The organism is Paenibacillus nanchangensis (assembly GCF_046543445.1).
Classification (GTDB): Bacteria; Bacillota; Bacilli; order Paenibacillales; family Paenibacillaceae; genus Paenibacillus_AQ; species Paenibacillus_AQ nanchangensis.
This window is the reverse complement of sequence record NZ_JBHOFD010000002.1, coordinates 37,081-56,398: the sequence shown is the minus strand read 5'-3', so window position 1 is coordinate 56,398 and position 19,318 is coordinate 37,081. Positions and strand designations below refer to the sequence as shown.

General features: G+C 52.8%; 17 protein-coding genes. 6 read left to right on the top strand and 11 right to left on the bottom strand.

Going from position 1 to position 19,318, the window contains the following annotated elements:
* Window positions 1–86 precede the first annotated feature (86 nt).
* From ACE6ED_RS01740 to ACE6ED_RS01720, 5 genes are all read left to right on the top strand, one after another.
* Window positions 87–848 (top strand): ABC transporter ATP-binding protein, encoded by a 762-nt coding sequence (locus tag ACE6ED_RS01740; protein ID WP_410825227.1) that lies wholly within the window; start codon window positions 87–89, stop codon window positions 846–848.
* Window position 849: 1 nt separating this feature from the next.
* Window positions 850–3,204 carry an FtsX-like permease family protein gene (locus tag ACE6ED_RS01735; protein WP_410825226.1) on the top strand — a complete coding sequence of 785 codons (2,355 nt, stop codon included), beginning with the start codon at window positions 850–852 and terminating at the stop codon, window positions 3,202–3,204.
* 197 nt (window positions 3,205–3,401) lie between these two features.
* Entirely contained in the window at window positions 3,402–5,333 is a 1,932-nt protein-coding gene (locus ACE6ED_RS01730; RefSeq protein WP_410825225.1) for a serine hydrolase domain-containing protein, read from the top strand.
* 58 nt (window positions 5,334–5,391) lie between these two features.
* Window positions 5,392–6,105 (top strand): hypothetical protein, encoded by a 714-nt coding sequence (locus ACE6ED_RS01725; protein ID WP_410825224.1) that lies wholly within the window; start codon window positions 5,392–5,394, stop codon window positions 6,103–6,105.
* A 106-nt stretch (window positions 6,106–6,211) separates the two neighbouring features.
* Window positions 6,212–7,081 carry a helix-turn-helix transcriptional regulator gene (locus ACE6ED_RS01720; RefSeq protein WP_410825223.1) on the top strand — a complete coding sequence of 290 codons (870 nt, stop codon included), beginning with the start codon at window positions 6,212–6,214 and terminating at the stop codon, window positions 7,079–7,081.
* A gap of 186 nt (window positions 7,082–7,267) precedes the next feature.
* Here the strand turns inward: ACE6ED_RS01720 and ACE6ED_RS01715 are convergent, their stop codons facing one another.
* The 4 genes from ACE6ED_RS01715 to ACE6ED_RS01700 form a co-directional block, all read right to left on the bottom strand.
* On the bottom strand, window positions 7,268–8,194 hold the full coding sequence (locus tag ACE6ED_RS01715) for an MBL fold metallo-hydrolase (protein ID WP_410825222.1): 927 nt from the start codon (window positions 8,192–8,194) through the stop codon (window positions 7,268–7,270).
* 574 nt (window positions 8,195–8,768) lie between these two features.
* Window positions 8,769–8,858, bottom strand: a complete 90-nt coding sequence (locus ACE6ED_RS01710) for a putative holin-like toxin (protein ID WP_222850467.1) — start codon at window positions 8,856–8,858, stop codon at window positions 8,769–8,771.
* Between the two features lie 128 nt (window positions 8,859–8,986).
* Window positions 8,987–9,580, bottom strand: a complete 594-nt coding sequence (locus ACE6ED_RS01705) for a flavin reductase family protein (RefSeq protein ID WP_410825221.1) — start codon at window positions 9,578–9,580, stop codon at window positions 8,987–8,989.
* A 24-nt stretch (window positions 9,581–9,604) separates the two neighbouring features.
* Window positions 9,605–10,537, bottom strand: coding sequence for a ring-cleaving dioxygenase (locus ACE6ED_RS01700; RefSeq protein ID WP_410825220.1), 933 nt, complete (start codon window positions 10,535–10,537; stop codon window positions 9,605–9,607).
* Window positions 10,538–11,007: 470 nt separating this feature from the next.
* Between ACE6ED_RS01700 and ACE6ED_RS01695 the strand changes: the two genes are divergently transcribed.
* The gene (locus ACE6ED_RS01695; RefSeq protein WP_410825219.1) at window positions 11,008–11,733 is read left to right on the top strand and encodes a stalk domain-containing protein; all 726 of its coding nucleotides are present in this window, start codon (window positions 11,008–11,010) and stop codon (window positions 11,731–11,733) included.
* Window positions 11,734–11,821: 88 nt separating this feature from the next.
* Here ACE6ED_RS01695 and ACE6ED_RS01690 read toward each other — a convergent pair whose 3' ends face one another.
* The 7 genes from ACE6ED_RS01690 to ACE6ED_RS01660 form a co-directional block, all read right to left on the bottom strand.
* The gene (locus ACE6ED_RS01690) at window positions 11,822–12,787 is read right to left on the bottom strand and encodes an ABC transporter ATP-binding protein (protein WP_410825218.1); all 966 of its coding nucleotides are present in this window, start codon (window positions 12,785–12,787) and stop codon (window positions 11,822–11,824) included.
* Window positions 12,780–13,763, bottom strand: coding sequence for an ABC transporter ATP-binding protein (locus ACE6ED_RS01685; protein WP_410825217.1), 984 nt, complete (start codon window positions 13,761–13,763; stop codon window positions 12,780–12,782). Before ACE6ED_RS01685 ends, ACE6ED_RS01690 begins: the two co-directional genes overlap by 8 nt.
* A gap of 14 nt (window positions 13,764–13,777) precedes the next feature.
* Window positions 13,778–14,674: an oligopeptide ABC transporter permease gene (gene opp4C / locus ACE6ED_RS01680; RefSeq protein ID WP_410825388.1), complete on the bottom strand. Its 897-nt coding sequence runs from the start codon at window positions 14,672–14,674 to the stop codon at window positions 13,778–13,780.
* A 45-nt stretch (window positions 14,675–14,719) separates the two neighbouring features.
* Window positions 14,720–15,673, bottom strand: a complete 954-nt coding sequence (locus tag ACE6ED_RS01675; protein WP_410825216.1) for an ABC transporter permease — start codon at window positions 15,671–15,673, stop codon at window positions 14,720–14,722.
* 68 nt (window positions 15,674–15,741) lie between these two features.
* The gene (locus ACE6ED_RS01670) at window positions 15,742–17,529 is read right to left on the bottom strand and encodes an ABC transporter substrate-binding protein (protein ID WP_410825215.1); all 1,788 of its coding nucleotides are present in this window, start codon (window positions 17,527–17,529) and stop codon (window positions 15,742–15,744) included.
* Between the two features lie 354 nt (window positions 17,530–17,883).
* Window positions 17,884–18,798, bottom strand: coding sequence for an ArsR/SmtB family transcription factor (locus tag ACE6ED_RS01665; RefSeq protein ID WP_410825214.1), 915 nt, complete (start codon window positions 18,796–18,798; stop codon window positions 17,884–17,886).
* Between the two features lie 202 nt (window positions 18,799–19,000).
* Window positions 19,001–19,150 carry a hypothetical protein gene (locus ACE6ED_RS01660; RefSeq protein ID WP_410825387.1) on the bottom strand — a complete coding sequence of 50 codons (150 nt, stop codon included), beginning with the start codon at window positions 19,148–19,150 and terminating at the stop codon, window positions 19,001–19,003.
* Window positions 19,151–19,318 lie beyond the last annotated feature (168 nt).

Here is a 19,318-nt window from a genome sequence, read left to right as displayed (position 1 = left end):
CAAAGATCAGATAAGAATTGATAGTGTACAGTAGAAATGTACCGGATAACCGGCCAGCAAGCTCCCGCTAAGGAAAGGACCGTTTCGTGCAAAAAACGATATTAAGAACCAATAAATTATGCAAGTCGTTCTCCAACAACGGAGTACAACAGCATGTGCTGAAAAATCTGGACGTGGAACTGCGGGAAGGCGATTTTACGGTCATCATGGGCAGCTCAGGTTCCGGCAAATCTACGCTGCTTTATGCGCTTTCCGGTATGGACCGGCCTACGCTTGGCGAGGTTTTTTTTGAAGAGGTGCCGCTTTCGCGGATGAGCAGCGACAAGCTTGCCGTGTTCCGCAGAAGCCGCTGCGGGTTCGTGTTCCAGCAAGTTCACCTTCTGGATTATATGAGTGTGCTGGATAACGCATTGGCGAGCGGGCTGCTGGTATACAAAAGCAAACGGGAAGCCGCCGCCAGAGCAAGGCAGCTGCTGGCTGAGGTCGAACTGCCTGAATCCGCCTGGAGCAAATTCCCCTCCCAGTTATCCGGCGGGGAGGCCCAGCGGGCCGGAATGGCCCGCGCCCTAATGAACAATCCGCGCATTGTGTTCGCAGATGAACCTACTGGCGCTCTTAATTCCGCGTCAAGCCATAATGTGCTGGAGGTTCTGACGAAGCTGAACGTAAACGGGCAGACCCTCGTGACGGTCACGCATGATCTCGATACGGCGCTCAGGGGGAACCGGATCCTGTACCTTCGCGACGGGACCATCTGCGGCGATCTGGCGCTTGGTTCCTTTATGGGCGGGCGGAATCAGGAGCGCCGGGAGCTGCTGAAAGGCTTTTTAGCCGAAATGGGGTGGTAAAGTGAAGACCCTCCATCTTGCAGCAGCCGCCTTCAGATCGTCCAGGAGCGCCGCTTTCTCCCTGTTTATTCTGATCCTGCTCGCCTCTCTGCTGCTCGCGGCCGGACTGACGGTCCTGTCCGGTACGGATGCCTTTTATGAAGACAAAGTACGGGAGCTGCATGAGCCGCATGTAAGCATTGCAATGAACAGCGGCCGTTACCTCCCGGCCTACAGGGAATTTCTGGTCGCTCAGCCGGGTGTCAAAGAAATCGAGCAGGAACAGGCCGTCCTGCTGTCCACCTCTACCATCCCTTTCTACGAAGACGACTCCGGGTTCGGCATCCGTTCCCTGGTGCTGAACGCGGACGCCAAGCGGACGATTGCGCCGGTTAAGCTGATCGAACAAACGCCTGCCGGTACGGACGACGGGATTTATATTCCTTACTCTTTAAAAGAAAGAAGCGGGTATAAGCTGGGAGACCGCTTCACCATTACCTACCGGAATGAGCGGTACAGCTACCGCATAACCGGCGTTTACGAATCTATACTAATGGGCACCCCCCGGCTGGATCTGCTGAAATTTTATTTACCGGAACAATCTTACCGCCAGCTGTCCAAGGCGGCAGGTCCCGGCGCTCAAGGGACGCTGCTGTCTGTCCTGATGGCGGACAGTACGCAATCCAGAAACCTGCTTATGGACTATTACAAGCAGTTCCCGGCTTCCAGCGAGACGGCGGACCCCAGTTTTTGGGCGGCGGATACGCAAACGGCGGAAGACAGCGGTACCTTTGTCGTCTCCTTCCTCTCTCTGCTTCTCTCCGCCTTCGCCGCAGTGATTGGTTGTGTAGCGCTGATTGTAGTTAAGTTCCAAATCACGGACAACATCGAAGGCGGGCTGGCGAATATCGGTGTTCTTCAAGCGATGGGTTACACCCGTCTGCAGATTATGTGTGCTTATGTTGTCCAGTACACGCTCCTTGCAGCAGCGGCAAGTGCTGCAGGCGTAGCCGCCTCCTATGCGGTAATGCCGGTTTACGATAACCTCATCTCTTCTTTGGCAGGTCTGATCTGGAGCGGCGGCAGGCGTATACAATTGGACATCGCCTGCATGGTGGCAGTGACGCTGTTTGTGTCTATTACGGCCTTTCTTTCCGCGGCGCGCATCCGCAAGCTTCTTCCGGCCGCCGCTTTGCGGAGCGGAATGTCGACCCACAACTTTAGACGGAACTGGTTTCCCCTTGAACGAACGATAGGCCATCTGCAAGGCGTTCTTGCGGCCAAAGCCATGTTCGCCAATGTACGGCAAAATGTGCTGATTGCCATTATCCTGTCCGCAGTTACTTTTGTGTCCATTGTTCCGGTGGTGATGTACGACAACATTACCGGGGAGCAAACCGCCTTTTTCAAGATGTTAGGTTCGGAGACGCCCGATATCGGGATTCAAGTCCAGCCCGGGCAAGACAGCTTGATGCTGCTTTCGGGCATTGAGCAAATGAACGGCGTAACCAAAGCTGCGATTTGGGATTCAGTCACAACCGTAATGGACAATCAAATTGTCAGTACGGAGATTTCCGACCGGTTCGACAAGTTGGATAATCAAACGGTTTACAAGGGTCGTTATCCGCAATTCGACAATGAAATTGCGATTACCGGCACCCTGTCCAAGCTGCTTGGAAAAAGCGTCGGCGATTCCATCCAGGTCACTGCGGGAAATACCTCTTATCCGTTTCTGATTACGGGGCTGAACCAAACGTTCAGCACGGGAGGCAAGGCGGCCTCCTTAACGGCATCCGGCCTGCACCATCTTATTCCTGGAAACGGGACCAAAGGAATGTCCATTAATGTGTATCTTCAGGGCGCCGATAAGGCAGCTTTTACAAAGGAAATTACCAGGAAGTACGGCGATAAAATCCGGTCAGTGACCAATGTGGACGAATCGAAAGAACGCGGAACGCAGGTGTATCATTCGGCCGTATCGGCTGTGATGGCGGTCATTTTGGCCATATCGGCGCTGGTGACTGTGCTGGTTGTATATCTGGTTATCAAGACGGCAGTCCTTAGGAAAAAAAAGGAGTTAGGGATACTGAAGGCCGCAGGCTACACTACGACCCAGCTGGTAACCCAGGTCACCCTAAGCATTATGCCTTTGGTCGTTTTGGGTGTGGTTACCGGCGCTTTACTCGGCAGCCGCTACACCAATTCCTTGCTGGAGCTGCTGCTTGCGGAAGCAGGGGTTTCCAGAGTGAGTTTTGTTGTCCATACGCCGCTTGCCGCCGGAATCTGCGCAGCTGTCGTTGCATTGTCTTATCTTGTGTCCGTGTTGACTGCATACAGGATCAGAAAGATCACTCCTTACGTGTTAATTACGGAGTAACCGGTTCGCGGATTATCCTGATTAATTCCGCACATTCAGAAAATCCCCCACTCCTGCGGTGCATCTAACATCAAACAGCTGCCGGCAGGAAATGCGGGGAAATAGGCCAATTATCGCTATAATATACCTACATTATCTGTATTATAAGTCCTACGTTGGCTATCCTCCCCTATCCGATTAAAAAGGAAGAGAACTTTATGTATTCAAAAAAACGCAAGCCCATTTCAGTGCTGCTGTTTTTATGTCTGCTTTTTGCTTTACTGCCGTCTGTTTCCGCTTATGCGGAGAAGACGCCAGACAGCGGAACAACTCCCTCGGGAGTTCCCTTTAGCCGGCTGGAACCAGAAATCGACCGCTATGTTAACGCCTATATCGGGAAATCCACGCCCGGCGCCGCGGTGGTGGTTACACGGGGCGACCGGATTGTTTTTTCCAAAGGTTACGGTTATGCCAATCTTGAAGATAAAATACCGGTTGATCCCGCAAACACGGTGTTTGCCTATGGCTCCATTAACAAGCCGTTTGTTTGGACAGCCGTGATGCAGCTTGTTGAAGCGGGAAAAATGAAGCTTGACCAAGATATCCGCGCCTATTTCCCGAAGGAACTCGGTGACAAGCTGCGCTACGACAGGCCCATCACGATGTTGGATATTATGAGCCATACGGCGGGCTACGAGCAGCATCCGCTCAGCACCTTTTCGCTATCCTCCAAAAACCTGGATTCGCTGGAAACGACTCTTTTGTCCAGCCAGCCGGAACAAATTTATGAACCCGGCACCGTCATCGCTTATTCCAACTTTGCGACCGCCCTCGCCGCATTAGCGGTGGAAAAAGTCAGCGGGGAACCGTTCTACGACTATGAAATGAACCATATTTTGCGTCCGTTGGGGATGGACCGCAGCTCCGGCCATCCGGCGCTGGCCGATCACCCGGATCTGAGCAATATGGAGGCTGCCGGGTATGCGGTGAACCCGGACGGCGGATTCGAAGTGAGAAAACGTCATTACGTTCCCATGTATCCTGCCGGTGCTATGGAAGGAACTGCGGAAGATTTGGCCCGGTTCGCTATGGCGCTGAACAAGCCGGACTCCCCTTTGTTTGCCCGGCCGGAGACATTAAAAACAATGCTTTCCAGAAGTTATACGCCTGATGAGGCTATTTTGTCCAATGCCCATGGCTTCTGGGAATACAGGGCTCAGCCCCATGTTGTTGGACACAGCGGGAATGTAAAAGGGTTCTCCGGTAATTTTGCCGTTGTGCCTGAAGAACGGCTCGGCATCGTCGTGTTGACTAACACGGAGATTGAACAGAAGCTTACCTCCGGCATCATCGATCTGCTTGTTAAAGAGAAGCAGGAGGCTCCAGTCCCCCAAGTCCCTGCAGCCGAATTACAGCCGTCCCGCGAGTTGGCCGGATATTACGTGCAGTCAGGCGGCACTTACACCACGTATCATGAGGTACTCAACTACCTCGGCTTAATTAAGATTACAGCCAAAGGCGAACATGATCTGACATTAAGTGTGATGGGAATGTCGGGAGAGATGAAGCAAATCCGTCCTAAAGTATATCAGTTTGCGCAGGCCGGCGATCCCCGATTTGAAAGACTTGCGCCTATATTATATGCGGAAATGTCGGAAGGCCAAGTCGTACGGTTAAGCAAAGGGATTGCGACGGATATCCTCCCGGTACGGGAAAGCCGCTCGCTTCCGGCGTTGTTCAGTTATCTGGCGTGGACCATTTTGACTGTGCTCTGTTTTGCACTGGCTCCATTTGTCCTGCTCGTCCGCTTCCTGCTGCGAATAAAAAAAGGCCTCCCTCGTGCACATGCCGCCAATCGCTGGTTAACGTCCGCCATTCTGTGCGGTTCCCTTCTGGTAGCTAACAATCTGTATATGCTGGCAAACGGAATGTTGAACGAAAACGTCACCGTAAGTCAAATGAATTTAGGCGTTGCTTTAAACTGGACGTTCGCCCTTCTAGGCGCTGTGCTGTTTGCAGTCTCCTTTTTTAAAAACGGAAGTTTGAAACAAACCAGATGGCAGCTGGCCGGCCGCTACTCCGCATGCGGGCTGTTTGCCGGATATCTCCTGCTGCTGGCCAATTGGCACTTCTTTCATTTCATCCCGTAACCATCGCGAGTTCCGGCTGTGATATTTCAAATAAGACGCTATCGGAAGGATGACAAGGATGGCCAAAACAAAAACAAAATCAAAAAAGCTCGCTCAAATTTTGGCTGTGGGCTTTCTCGCAGGTTTATGCCCGATCCTGGTCTTGTTAAAATGGACGCTCCCCGTCTGCGCGGCAGACGGGGTCTACACCGGAGCGGCCTGCCTTCCTGCCGGCTATCCTGCCGTGCAGCACCTGTATCCGCCCCAGGCTTACCAAGGCTTGATTGCGCTGCCGCTGCTGCAAACCGCTTGGATCAAACAAACAGGACGGCGCGGGCTCCAGCATCTGCTGGACCACCTCCCTCCAATTCTAAACCGCCTCGTCTCCTCCACTATGGTTTATCTGCTGGCAGGCATCATGGCCATCTCGCTTATTCTATTTGCACCAGTTATGCTGGTATTCGGACGGCTTCTGCCAAAAGATCATCATCCTGCTCCCGTCCAAAAAACCTGCCGACGCAACGGCATCAGCATCAGGCTGCCTTTGGCCTTTCTTGGAGGAAATATCGCATGCCTGCTGCTGCTGAACCTAACCGGTGACTCCCCTCTGCCGCCTGATCCGCTGCGTATGGAAAGCAGCTTAAACTGGCTGTTGTGCGGTCTGCTCCTTTCTCTGCCGCACCAAAACATCCGGGCCGCTGCAAACCGGAAAGCGATGCGGGGCGGGATTACGCTGCTGCTTGCCAGCCTCGTTTTGCTGCTTGCCAATTGGCTCCTTTTTCTGACAGCCTGACCAGGCGCCATTCTGCCCTCCTCCGCTCCCACGTCACAGGGGACATTCTCAAATTTATGCACTATAATATAAGAAAATTGATCTATGATCCATAGGAGTGAATGGCATGCTTCCTTTTTCGTCCTATGCTTTCCGCAGTGAAGATACCTCAATTTTGACGCTGGATTCGATCGGATGGCAGCAAATTCGCAGCCTGGATTACGGCTTCTCCGGCGAGCTCCGCCATGACTTCGGACATGTCGTGTTTCAATATACGCTTAGCGGGGAGGGTTACCTCGACTACGAACAGCAGTCGATTCCTGTTCCCAAAGGTTCAGGTTTTCTCGTCAAGATTCCCAGCAAACACCGCTACTATTACAAGGATTACGGGGAGCCGTGGGAGATACTTTGGCTAAATCTGCGCGGCCAGGAAGCAACCCGCATCTGGGACCTTGTGATGGAAAATGAGGGCCCCGTCATACGAAGGGATCCGGCATCTCCTTTGATTACCGGCTTGTGGAAGCTGCTTCAGGCTATCGCCGAAAAGCAGGTGACCGATAAATACGAGTTGTCCGCCATGGTCTACGAGTGGATGCTGACGCTGGTCCGGACAAGCCGGGAATCCGGCAGGGCCATGAGCGAAAATGCCAATACGATTATCGACAAGGCCAAACGCCTGATGAAAGAGCAATACGCACAGCCGTTAACGCTGGACCTGCTGTCCGGCCACTGCGGGGTCAACAAACATCACTTATGCAGATTGTTTCAGAAATCCGAACACACCTCCCCGCTGGCTTATCTCCGCGACCGGCGGATGGAGGCCGCGATCGCGCTGCTGAGAACTACGGACCTGCCCGTGCAGGAGATCGGCCGGCAGTGCGGCTTCGACAGCCCCAGTTATTTTGGCCAAGTCTTCCGTGAATACATGGGCATGACGCCAAAAGAATACCGGATGAAGGATCTGGAATATCCTTATCGCGCGGTGTATTATGACTAATCGCACCAAGACGGCGGTTGTGCTCACGTTCCGGTCTGATCCGGGCCGGAGAACAACCGCCGTTCCGATCTACACTTTGTCCGATATTTGGCAAAAAAATCAGGTGGGAGTCGATCATCTATATTACGGCGCTTATGGGCATCGACAGGAAATATGAGGCTGCCCGGATCGACGGCAGGTTATCCCTTACTGGAGCAGCGACTCCAAATTTTTATAAAATACGCTGCTTGCTCCCCAATCCCGGTACTTTGCCGGAATTTTGATCCGCTGGATTTCCTCCGGGCTCGTAAGGTGCTTATTCTGCCGCGACAGTTCAAGGATATCTTCTATGTAATGGGTGACAGTCCGGATCGCTTCGGGTCCGGCAACCGGCCCATGCCCGGGAATTAGCTTGTCCAGATTCATGGCATCCATCTGGTCCAAGACTTTAAGCCAGGCAAAAGCATCTCCGTCCGCGAGCAGCGGATGATTGTATACGACAATAATATCTCCGGTAAACGCCAGCTTATCGTCGGGCAGCAGCAGGATCGTATCGCACATCGTATGCGCCGCGCCCATCGGTCTAAGCTCCACGGTTCTCTTTGTTCCGTATAAGGTCAATCCTCCTTCAAAAGTCAGGTTCGGCGGCGTCGGTTCCAGCGTCTCAATGGATTCCTTAATCTCCTCCAAATAGATTTTTTCCGCGCTGTGCTTTTGCTTCAGGGCTTCGTCGGTTTCCGCAAGCATTGCGGCATTGGCCTTGCTTATATCCGACTCCAGGTTAGGCATGAGGCCGCGCATGAATGACAGCCAACCTGGTAGAGCCTCCGCCGTTTTCTCTCTGGTAAATCGGGTGGAGATCCGGGTCTCCTGCAGGAACGACTGGTTCCCTTTGACATGATCCCCATGCCAGTGGCTGTTAATCACGTACCGGATGGGTTTGTTCAGCAGTGATAATGCGGCCGCCCGCAAATCGGCACCAGCCTGCGGCGAATTAAAAGTATCGAACACAATGGAGTATTCACCCATATCAATGATTCCGGCATTGCTCATTGCGCCGCCCAGCTCCCTGGATATTAACGCATACACCCCCTCCGCTGCCTGCTCACAGATAAAATGCCTGGAGTTGAACATAACGCCTCTTTTCTCGCGCCTTTGGCGGCCCGCTGTTAATTTTCCGATAGTTAACATACTGCACCCCTGCCCAACCCGGAACTATTAAAGAAATCACTGCATGCTGTCTCCTTTGAAAAAAGAGCTGAAACAAAGCGAAACGGCCTGCCCGATTACAGGCAGACCGTTACCATGCAGGCGTTCCCTGCTGTTATGTTGCAGGAGCCGCTGTATGTGTGGTGCATTAAGCCGCTGTATGTGGCGCATATAAGGCGCTGCATTTGGTGCATATAAACCTCTACATACATCACCAGATGCCTCCACCGGCTCGTCGGTTTTTATCATCCTCCAATAGGTAAATTACAGCTGCGTTACACGGTTTACGGAAAGACATCTATTATTTATAGTTTGTTTTTAAGGAACAACCTATGCAATGAATGTACGTTCCGGATTGAATGTTTATTTTCAATGTGTTAGTCTAAAAATAACTAAGGAGCCGTGCTGGACACACGGCTCCCGGTGTACAATCCGCTATAAAGGCGGTTGGCTTCGGAATAGGCCACAGAAATAGACCGTTATCCTGTCGAGGGGCGGTCTATTTCTTTTTGTGGAATGACAGGATCAACACAACCAGTGTCGCAAATGAAATCATTAGCGTCAGTGCTTGGTATACCTCCACGGGCATCACCTCCCTTCCGGGAGACTAGCCGACCACCCTTATGCCGTTGTACAAGCCATATTATACCAGGCCATATCCCAACTGGGTATGGTCTTTTTCCTGCCTATTCTAATTGTTATCTGAAGCACTCCGGTTTACATCGGCCGTTCAATAGTGAAAATTTCGCCGATATTCGCATAGTTGTTCCCCGCCAAGCGGCTGACCGCTCCCAGCTTCAGCGGATCGATCCGTCCTTGGTTATACAACTCGTCTTCAATATGAAACTGCACTACTTGGCCTATAAAAAGATCGGTGCCCGGCAGCTCAATGTGGCGCTCCAGCGTACATTCCATCCGGATTTTGGCCTCCCGGATTCCCGGGACCTGTATCCGCAGGCTGTCTACGGGCGTCAGCCCGGCCGCCGAAATTTCGCTCTGCTCGGGAGGCAGGGTCGCGGCCGTCTGATTGATGACCTCCACATTGTCCCGGTCCACGATATGCACTACAAATTCATGGGCCTCCAGGATGTTGTTCGCTGTATCCTTGGGTGCGCCGGCCCGGCGCTGCACAGCTAACGAGATCATCGGCGGATTGGAGGACACGATAGTAAAGTAGCTGAAGGGCGCGCCGTTTAGAACACCTTCCGCCGATAAAGAAGTCACAAACGCAATGGGGCGCGGAATAATGCTGCCGATCAGCAGTTTATAGTTGTCCCTCTCCGTCTGCTGCTGCGGGTCAATAGCGATCATATTGAAGTCCTCCCCGTTTATGGATTATTCACCGAGTTCTCTGATTTCAAAAGGAAGCAGTACCTGCTCAAGCTGAGCTCTATGCGGCTCGTATTGCTCCGGCAGCATCAGCTCGCTGCCCATCGTCTCCGAGGATTCATCATGCGCGAATCCTGGCGGGTCGGTGGCAATTTCGAACAGAATTTCGCCATGCTCTCTAAAGTATACTGCGTTAAAATAGTTCCGATCCCGCACAGGCGTCACGCCATAGCCTTCCGCCTCCACATGCTGCTTCCAGTCCAGCTGGTCCTGATCGTCTGCGGCTCTCCACGCGATATGGTGCACCGTTCCGACGCCCATGCTGCCGCGTGCGACCGGCGTCATTTTGAGGTCGATCACATTGCCGGCAGCCGAACGGTAGCGGGCGATGTCGCCTTCCTGAGCGACAAATTCAAGTCCCATCGTCCGCTCCAGCAGCTCGGCCGTTTTCTCAGGACGGGCGGACAGCAGCGTCGCACCGCCAAAACCTTTAATCGCAACCTCCGGCGTAACGCCGCCAAAGGTCCAAGTGTTGACTTCGCCGCCTTCTCTCTCCACCAGCTCCAGATGCAGACCGTGCGGATCGTCAAACACGAGGGTGGACTCGCCGAACCGCGTCATGTCCGTGTAGGAGACTTGGAACCGGTCCAGTCTCTTTTTCCAGAAGGGAAGTGATCCGACAGGCACCGCGTAAGTGGTGATACCGACCTGACCGGCTCCGATTTTGCCTGGGTAAGCATTGGCCCACGGGAAAAAGGTGATGATCGTGCCCGGCTTGCCGCCTTCGTTGCCGAAATAAAAATGGTAGGTGCCCGGATCGTCAAAATTCACGGTTTGCTTCACCAGCCGGAGTCCCAGCACGCCGGCATAAAAGTCCACATTTTCCTGCGGATGCCCGACAATGGCCGTAATGTGATGAATCCCTGCTGTTTTTTTCATTTGAAATCACTCCGTTTCTTGTAGGTTAAGTTTCGATAAGTTGATTCGAGCTTGATTGAGTTGATTGTATTAATTGAGCTTAGTTGAGTTGATTTAATTTGAGCTTACTGAGTTGAGTCTAGTCGAGTTGACTTGAATTGCGTTAATTATCTTTTCTTTAAGACAATTGCTAATATAATATCTTAAAGTTAAGATTTATGGGATGTGCTCATTGTACTCCCTTTTGCACACAATGTAAATAGTAATTGGCTATATTTTTTATAGTGTATAGTCTGAACCCATTCTCAGCCAACAACCACTGAATCAACCCAAGAATCATTAGGCATATAGTCTGATTCATCAGGCAGATCGAGATGCATATACAGGGCAAAACGACCCAGTATTTTTGCGAAATGAATCTAAAGTATCATCCTCTCTTTTCCGATAAATAGCTTGGGCATACATATAATCAGACAGAAAGAGGTACAACGATGAAAAATGGCCGTTTTATTGCTGGATTTATCGCAGGTTCCTTGCTTTTTGGAACAGCAGGTGCTTATGCTGCGAGCAAAGGGAAGCTCATTGAAGTGTTTTATGAGGTTAAGGATATGAAGGTAAACAAAGTTTCGCAAATGCCAAAAGGCGACCAGCAGCCGTTTATGTACAATGGCTCCACCTATGTTCCCTTGCGTTTTGTGGCGGATGCGCTGAAACAGCCCGTAAAATGGGATGCAAAAACCAGAAGTATTTATATTGGAGAAACCGATGCGCCCAACAGTGTATACCCTGCGCGGGATATGAAGCATATGAACGCCCAAGGCGGTTATTTCAGCAGATATAGCTATGATTACGATTCCCAGACGCCTATTGAAGATAACATCGGGAACAAATATTCGAATTACATCACCTTTGAGTTCCCTAGATACGACAACGGTTCTAACAGCCGGTTTGTGAATCTGCAGTTCCCGCTTAACGGGACCGTAAAAAAATTCAAGGCAAAGGCCGGCTTTACAGGAACGTACAGAGATTCAGCCGCAAATGTAACCCTGCGGATTTTTGCGGATGATACCGAAGTATATAACAACACCTTCAAGCCTGGCGACTTCCCGACAGAACTGGACATTGACTTCAGCCACGCTGCCAAAGTGGAGTTTAAAGTTAGTGCCGACCAGGAAAGAATACAGTTTGGACTTTTTGATGCTCATTTTGAAAAATAAATCCCTCCCAAAAAAGGTTCCGTATCTCTACGGAACCTTTTTTTCATGCCAGGGCCTTAGCCGTTTAGAATAGTTGGCCTCGGCCCTTCTACACCAAATGACAAGCCACAAAATGGCCCGCACCGGCGTCTCGGAACACCGGGGTTTCTTTCCTGCAGCGCTCCATGGCAAAAGGGCAGCGGGTGTGGAATTTGCAGCCGGAGGGCGGATTTGCCGGACTCGGAATGTCGCCCTTCAGCACGATCCGCTCCCGTTTCAGTTTTGGAATCGGCACCGGCACTGCCGAAAGCAGCGCCTTGGTGTAAGGGTGCAGCGGATTCGCGAACAGCTCATCGCGGGAGGCGGTCTCCACCATGGACCCGAGATACATGACGCCAATGCTGGTGCATAAATGCTCCACCACGCTAAGATCATGGGAGATAAACAAATAGGCAAGCCCCTTGCTCCGCTGCAGTTTGCTGAACAGATTGATAATCTGGGCCTGGATGGATACATCAAGCGCGGACACCGGCTCGTCAGCGATAATCAGATCCGGGTTCAAAATCAAGGCGCGCGCAATACCAATCCGCTGCCGCTGCCCGCCGGAAAACTCATGCGGGAACCGGTCGATATGGTAAGCGGACAGCCCGCAGGCTTCCAGTGTTTCGAGTACCCGCTCACGCGCTTCCGCTCGGGTAGCCAGGCCGTGATCCAGCAGCGCTTCACCGATGGCGTCGCCAACCCGGACCCGGGGATTCAGCGCACTGTACGGGTCCTGAAAAATCAGCTGTAGCTTGGGGCGCACCCGGCGCAGCTCAGCCGGACCGAGACTGTGCAGGTCAACGCCTTGGAACTTCACTTCGCCGTCCGTTTTGTCCGTCAGGCGCAGGATGGTCCGGCCTACGGTGCTTTTTCCGCTGCCCGACTCGCCGACCAGACCAAAGGTCTCGCCGGCCCGGATCGTGAAGCTGATGTCATCCACAGCCTTCACTTGGGCCACTGTGCGTCCCAGCAGCCCCTGGGTCACCGGAAAATATTTTTTCAGACGGCTCACTTCAAGCAGCGCCTCAGACATGGACTTCCGCCTCCTCATACAGCCAGCACGCAGCCTTCTGCCCTTGCCCTACCGGTTTCAGCTGCGGTTCACGGCTGACGCAGGCCGGCATGCAGTGTGCGCAGCGGTCATGAAAATAACAGGATGCGGACAACGCCAGCGGACTCGGCACCTGTCCCGGAATCGAATACAGCTCGTCGCTCCGCTGGCCCATGATTGGCTTGGATTTTAGCAGTCCTTGGGTGTAAGGGTGCTTGGGATGCGCGAACAGCTCCGTCACTTCGCCTTCCTCCACCACTTTGCCGGAGTACATAACCACCACATAATCCGCCATTTCCGCCACAACTCCAAGATCATGTGTAATCAGCAGCAGCGACATGCCCGACTTGTTTTTAAACTCACGCAGCATGTCGAGAATTTGCGCCTGGATGGTGACGTCAAGCGCCGTCGTCGGTTCATCGGCAATCAACAGCTTCGGCCCGCAGGAGACCGCGATTGCTATCATGATCCGCTGCAGCATCCCGCCGCTAAGCTCATGGGGGTAGCTGTTAAAAATCTGCTCCGGACGCGAGATTCCCACCTGCCGGATCAGCTCAACCGCACGTTTTGCGGCTTCTTTTTTCCGCAGCCCCAGGTGCAGGATCAGCGGCTCCACAATCTGCTCGCCGATCTTTAGCACCGGATTCAAAGACGACATCGGCTCCTGAAAAATCATGGCGATCTCATTGCCCCGGATACTCCGCAAAGCGGGTTTGCCGAGCTTCAACAGATCTTCGCCCTGAAATTCGATGCTGCCTCCAGCAATTTTGCCGGCCGGTTCCTCGATCAGGCCCATAACGGACATCGCGGTTACGCTTTTGCCGCAGCCCGATTCCCCGACGATGCAGACCGTTTCCCCCGGATGCACCCGCAGGTTCACCCCATCCACAGCCTTAACTGTGCCTTCTTCCGTATGAAACTCCGTGCGGAGATTATCGATCGTTAATAAAGGCTTCATCGGATGATAGCCACCTACCTCTTCTGTTTAGGATCCAGCACGTCCCGCAGGCCGTCACCGAATACATTGATGGCAATGACCGTGGCAAAAATCGAGATCCCTGGCGGAATCCAGAGCCACGGACGGTTTTGGAAATCAATCATATTGTTGGCGGCGTCGATCATGTTGCCCCAAGTCGGCGTGGGCGGCATAACTCCCAGTCCAAAAAAGCTGAGCACCGACTCGCTGAGAATCGCTCCGCCGATACTGAGCGTCGCCATCACGATCAGCAGCGGAACAATGTTCGGCAGCAGGTGATGAAACAGCTTCCGGCGGTCCCGCAGCCCCAGCACCTCCGCCGCCTGCATGAACTCACGTTCGCGCAGGCTGAGCATCTGCCCCCGGATCATCCGCGCCATTCCGGGCCAATTGACGATGCTGAGCATCAGCATGACAATGTACATCCGGTAGTCGGTCGGCACCTTCCACTCCGACAGCAGCGCCCCAAAGATGAACAGCAGCGGCAGGCTCGGCACCGTCATCAACAGATCGGCAATCCGCATAATAATCTGGTCGGCCAGCCCCCGGTAATAACCGGAAATCGCTCCTAGCAGCGAACCCAAAAATACAGACAGCAGCATTGAAGCCAGGCCCACCGTCAGCGAAATACGTCCCGCCTGCATCACCCGGGTCAAAATATCGCGGCCAAGCGCATCTGTTCCGAGCCAATGCTTGAGGCTGGGCGGTTTGTTCATTAAAGCCATGTTGATTTTATTATCCGTGTACGGCGAGAACAGCGGACCAATAAAACACAGCATCACCATAAAAACGACAACGCCCAGGCCCGCCATGGCCAGCTTGTTGTGCAGCAATCTGCGCATGGACTGTCCAAGCAGAGAAGACCTGCGCTCGCGGGTACGCGGACCCGTCATCTTCAGCTCCGTCAGCCGGCTGTTGACTGTCATGACTTTCCCTCCCTATAACCGGACCCGCGGATCAGCTACCCGGTACAGCAGGTCCGACAGCAGCGTTCCGACAACGGTCAAAATGGCAAGCAGCATGGTGAAGCCCATCAGCAGGGGATAATCCCGAAGCCCGAAGGACTTCATGTACAGCTGGCCTACGCCGGGCCAGTTGAAGATTTGTTCAATGATGATCGATCCGGCGAACAGGGACGGCAGCTCAAAGCCAACAAGCGTGATAGCAGGCAGAAGCGCATTCCGCAGCGCATGCTTGAACAGCACCCGGCGCTCACTGAGGCCTTTTGCCCGGGCCGTCCGGATGTAATCCTGCTTGAGCACATCAACCATGTTGCTGCGGAAATAACGCGTTAGCAACCCTAGCCCCAGCAGCGTCATCACAATCACAGGCAAAGTCATATGCCGGACCACTTCCTTGAAGTAGGCGAAGCCGGTGGCGTTGCTGCCGGTCGTAATCATGCCTCCTGGAGGCAGCCATTTCAGGTCGACCGCCAGCATTTTGATTGCAAACAGGCCGATAAAAAAAGACGGCAGCGACATCGCCGCAAAGATGCCGACCATCACCAGCGTGTCGAACCAGGAATACTGCCGGTAGGCGGACACTACGCCGATAATGACGGCGATCAGCCAGGTCAAAAAGGTGGACAAGGCAGCCAGCAAAAACGAGTTCCAGATATAGTCGTTGAACAGCTGCAGCACCGGCTTTTGCTGGGCCAGCGAATAACCCAAATCCCCGTGCAGCGCATGGGTCAGCCAGTTCCAGTAACGTTCGAGCATCGGTTTGTTCAGGCCGTAAATTTCCCGCAGCTCCGCTTTGCGCTCCGCCGACAGCTTGATATTGCCGGTAATAAAATCCCCGGGCGTATTAGCATAAAGGGCGAAAATCAGCAGCGAGGCGGCAAACAAAATCAGGATCATATACAGCAGTCTTTTGGTCAGGTATGTACTCATGATCGGCTCCCTTTAGGAAGCCGCCCCCTGCCGCCAAAATGAGGCGAAAGCAAGGGACGGCTCATGAATTATTTCAGCGTCCACTCGGGCAGGCTGCCGGCAAGGCCGATGAATGGGCTGACCGAAAGATTCTGAATCCGCCCGTTGTAGGCGTAGACCGTTTTTTTGTAGCTGGTGAAAATCACCGGAAGCTCGTCGTTAACCAGCTGGTACAGCTCCTTGTACACCGCTTTGCGCTGCTCGATATCGGTTGTGGCCAGCGCCTTGTTATACAGCTCGGTAAATTTCGGATTGTCGTACCCTTTAATCTCCCCGTTAAAAAACTGCATCAGCCCTTCGGACGGGTCGGTCAGCATCGGTGTAGAGAACGATACGAGGTCGTAGTCTCCTCCCTCGACCTTGGACACCAGCGCGTTGAAGTCAGCGAAGATTTCCGGCTGGAATTCGATGCCGAGCGCCGCAAAGTTTTCTTTGGCTACCGCGATAAAAATATCGGTGTTTTTGCTTTTTGAGCCCAGATAATGCAGGCTGAGCTTCTGTCCGTCCTTCTCGCGGATGCCTCCCGCGCCTTCTGTCCAGCCTGCTTCATCAAGCAGCTGTTTTGCTTTTTCGAGATCATAGGGATACGGGTTAATCCCTTCTTCCGTATAGGACCAGGAGATCGGCGACGCCGGAATGTTGGCGACAGCGCCCGCGCCTTCGGCGGCGTCTACAAAAATGCTCTGGCGGTCAAGTCCATAGGTAATCGCCTGTCTGACGCGTTTGTCTTTTAGCGCCTCATGCTCCAGATTGACCTGCAGGTAGCCGTAGGTGCTTGGTGTGTAAGGAATAATGTTAACAAAACCCAGGCTCTTCAGCTTCTCGATGTTTTCCTCAGTGGCGCTGAATGAAGCGTAATCCACTTCCCCGGTTTCGAGGAACTGCCAAGTGTCGCCCTGCGAGGTTTTATAGATAAAATGCTCGGTTTTGGGCTTGCCTTTGAAATAATGTTCGTTTGCCACAAGTCTTACTTCCTGGCCCGGAATAAACTTTTCCAGTTTATAAGGTCCGTCGCCCAGCGGCTTCTCGTGCAGCTTCTTGATGTATTCCAGATTGCCGATGGTATAGTCCTTGCCATAATAGGCTTTGGACAGCACGTTAGAGCCAAGCGTAACGAGAGCGGTCGCATTCGGCTGTTCCAGCGTAACCGAAATCGTCTGCGGATCAATCACCTTGATGCCTTCAATCGTCTTGGCTGTGCCCTCCTTGTACGCCTGCCCGCCCTTTACCTTCAGTGAGGGAAGCGATGAGCCGCCGTCATAGCTTTTGTCGTACTGAATCGTCCAGGTAAAAGCAACATCGTCCGCGGTAAGCGGTGAACCGTCGCTGAATTTCAAATCTTTGCGCAGGTGAAACGTGTATGTAAGCTGATCCTCCGAAACATCCCATTTTTCAGCCAGCTCCGGAACGGGAACGCCCTTGTCATCGACGGTTACAAGCGACGCATAAAGCAGCGAAGCTACATTGCCGTCATACCCGCTTTCGTGAAAAAACGGAGTAAACGCGCCGCTGGGATCGGTCAGCCCCACGATAATTGTATCGTTCCGGCTCTGGGCGGCTGCCGGCAGCTTCGACAGATCGGCCGCTGTATACGGCTCGCTCAGTGCTCCCGCCGGAACGGCAGGCTGGGCTGCAGCATCGCCGCCCTTTGCTGCGTCAGGCGCAGCCGAAGCGTCCGCGTTGTTAGCCGCCGCACTGCTGGCGGGAGCAGCGGGATCGCCGGCGGAAGCCGAAGAATCATTGCCGCTGCTGCAGGCCGAAAGAAGCAGTGAACCGGTAATCAATAACGAGGATAATAACAGCATGTTTTTTCTCATGAACATCATCTCTTTTCTCCACAGTATTATTTCCTACAATTCCTACCCGCAAAGTATGATCACAACCGATAATTTACATTATAGAAAGACATTGTGGTTCTGTAAAGGGAGAACATACGAACGATTCTTTGAAAGAAGAAACATAGAAGTTTCCAGGTTAATAGATTCCGGTTAAACGAAAAAAAGCCACGCTTGTCTCAATAGAGAGAGAAGCCTGGCTAGGACTGGGCATTTGGATCAGGTACATTGTAATTAGGTACATTTGGGGTGGAGGCATTTGTAAATTAAGAGGAGCTTGGGTAAGCCGTACCCTCAGCAGACTAACCTTGGTTGGGTTAGCCGCTTGAAAAGGGGTTACTCCGCCTCGCCGCCCAGATACTGCAGCAGCTGCGCGTTTAGCTGATGTACCCCCTGCAGCCGCAGGCTGTAAGACGTGGTGTTTTCCCCTTCAATGTACGCATGCAGCAGGCCGGCAGACCGCAGACTGAAAATATGATCATGGACAATCCCTTTGGAAATACCTGCGCTTCTTACGATTTCCGAAAAAGTCTTCCGTTCTTGGCCCAGCGACTTGAGAATCTTCAGCCGGCTTTTTTCGCCTAAACTCCGCAGCGTCTTCACCATAAACGGGGACAGCTCCTCATCGTCGATGGTCATCCGGGAGGCATAATGACAGAGGGTCAGCGGCCCAAAATTATAGATAATATTGACCGGCTGGAAATGATATTGCGGAATCAGGACCAGCTTCCGGAGCCCTTCCGGCATGAACACAAAGCCGTTTGTCGTCTCATCCACAAAATCCGCAGCCGAGGCGGCGGACTGCAGCTGCTGTCTCCGCTCTTCCGCATGCGCCTGAAGCCCCGCAAGGACCGCAGGTGAGCTGCCGCTAAAATACTGCTGGTGCCACTCCGTCAGCACACACCCCATTTTTTCACGGAACTCGTCCATCCTCGCCGGGAAAACGCTGACATGTTCGGATAAAACCTCATACATCTCGCCGACCGCCAGACCCTTCAGCCACTCCAGGACGCCTTCAATCGTCGATTTGTCCGGACACAGATAGATCAGCAGATTCAGCAGCTTCCAGTCATTGTCCAGCTCCACCTGCTCCAGCCCGGCAAGCAGCTGCTGGCTTAATCCGGCGGATGCCTCCGCGGCCCAGGCAGCGCCCAGTTCAATTTTTTTATAGGACTTTTTGCAGAGAAACGTATGTATGCTGCTGATCAATTCATACACCGGCGCAAATTCGACCTCAACTGTATACTCCACGGACTTTCCTCCTGCAGCAACCTTTATTTAAGACAAGGCACAACTTCTCCCGGCTACAACTTATCCGGCGCTAAACTCCATCGGAACAGAAACACAGCACTTCAGAAGTTAAGCCCAACTATAGTGCAACGGCCGCCTATTCACGGCTGCGTTAATGGTTTAATCTTAGGGTATTTATGACCGGACACGCAAGCTGTACAGGTTAGGATCTTTTTTTATCATCTGGGGCTGAACGCCTAAAAATAGACTCCCTCTTCCTGCTCTCTACGATATTCGGTTGGGATTGGCCGTTACGTTTCTTAAACGCCTTGCTGAATTGGTAAATGTCCGGATAGCCGCAAGCGCTCGCTATATCGGTAACAGCGTCGCTGGTATTCCGGGTTGGAAGATTTTTGGTGGGAGCTTGCTGGAGGAAGCTTTAGGGATCGAACAAAAAGCCATAACCATGATTTGAGGTTATGAGTTTTTTGCGCTCATATTTGAAACCATACCCTAAACAAAGGTGTGCCTATAAAGCTTA

Coding starts and splice junctions, on each gene's coding strand:
- ACE6ED_RS01730 (WP_410825225.1), top strand. CDS start 3,402: ATGTATTCAAAAAAACGCAAGCCCATTTCAGTGCTGCTGTTTTTATGT.
- ACE6ED_RS01725 (WP_410825224.1), top strand. CDS start 5,392: ATGGCCAAAACAAAAACAAAATCAAAAAAGCTCGCTCAAATTTTGGCT.
- ACE6ED_RS01720 (WP_410825223.1), top strand. CDS start 6,212: ATGCTTCCTTTTTCGTCCTATGCTTTCCGCAGTGAAGATACCTCAATT.
- ACE6ED_RS01715 (WP_410825222.1), bottom strand. CDS start 8,194: ATGTTCAACTCCAGGCATTTTATCTGTGAGCAGGCAGCGGAGGGGGTG.
- ACE6ED_RS01710 (WP_222850467.1), bottom strand. CDS start 8,858: ATGCCCGTGGAGGTATACCAAGCACTGACGCTAATGATTTCATTTGCG.
- ACE6ED_RS01705 (WP_410825221.1), bottom strand. CDS start 9,580: ATGATCGCTATTGACCCGCAGCAGCAGACGGAGAGGGACAACTATAAA.
- ACE6ED_RS01700 (WP_410825220.1), bottom strand. CDS start 10,537: ATGAAAAAAACAGCAGGGATTCATCACATTACGGCCATTGTCGGGCAT.
- ACE6ED_RS01695 (WP_410825219.1), top strand. CDS start 11,008: ATGAAAAATGGCCGTTTTATTGCTGGATTTATCGCAGGTTCCTTGCTT.
- ACE6ED_RS01690 (WP_410825218.1), bottom strand. CDS start 12,787: ATGTCTGAGGCGCTGCTTGAAGTGAGCCGTCTGAAAAAATATTTTCCG.
- ACE6ED_RS01685 (WP_410825217.1), bottom strand. CDS start 13,763: ATGAAGCCTTTATTAACGATCGATAATCTCCGCACGGAGTTTCATACG.
- opp4C (WP_410825388.1), bottom strand. CDS start 14,674: ATGACGGGTCCGCGTACCCGCGAGCGCAGGTCTTCTCTGCTTGGACAG.
- ACE6ED_RS01675 (WP_410825216.1), bottom strand. CDS start 15,673: ATGAGTACATACCTGACCAAAAGACTGCTGTATATGATCCTGATTTTG.
- ACE6ED_RS01670 (WP_410825215.1), bottom strand. CDS start 17,529: ATGAGAAAAAACATGCTGTTATTATCCTCGTTATTGATTACCGGTTCA.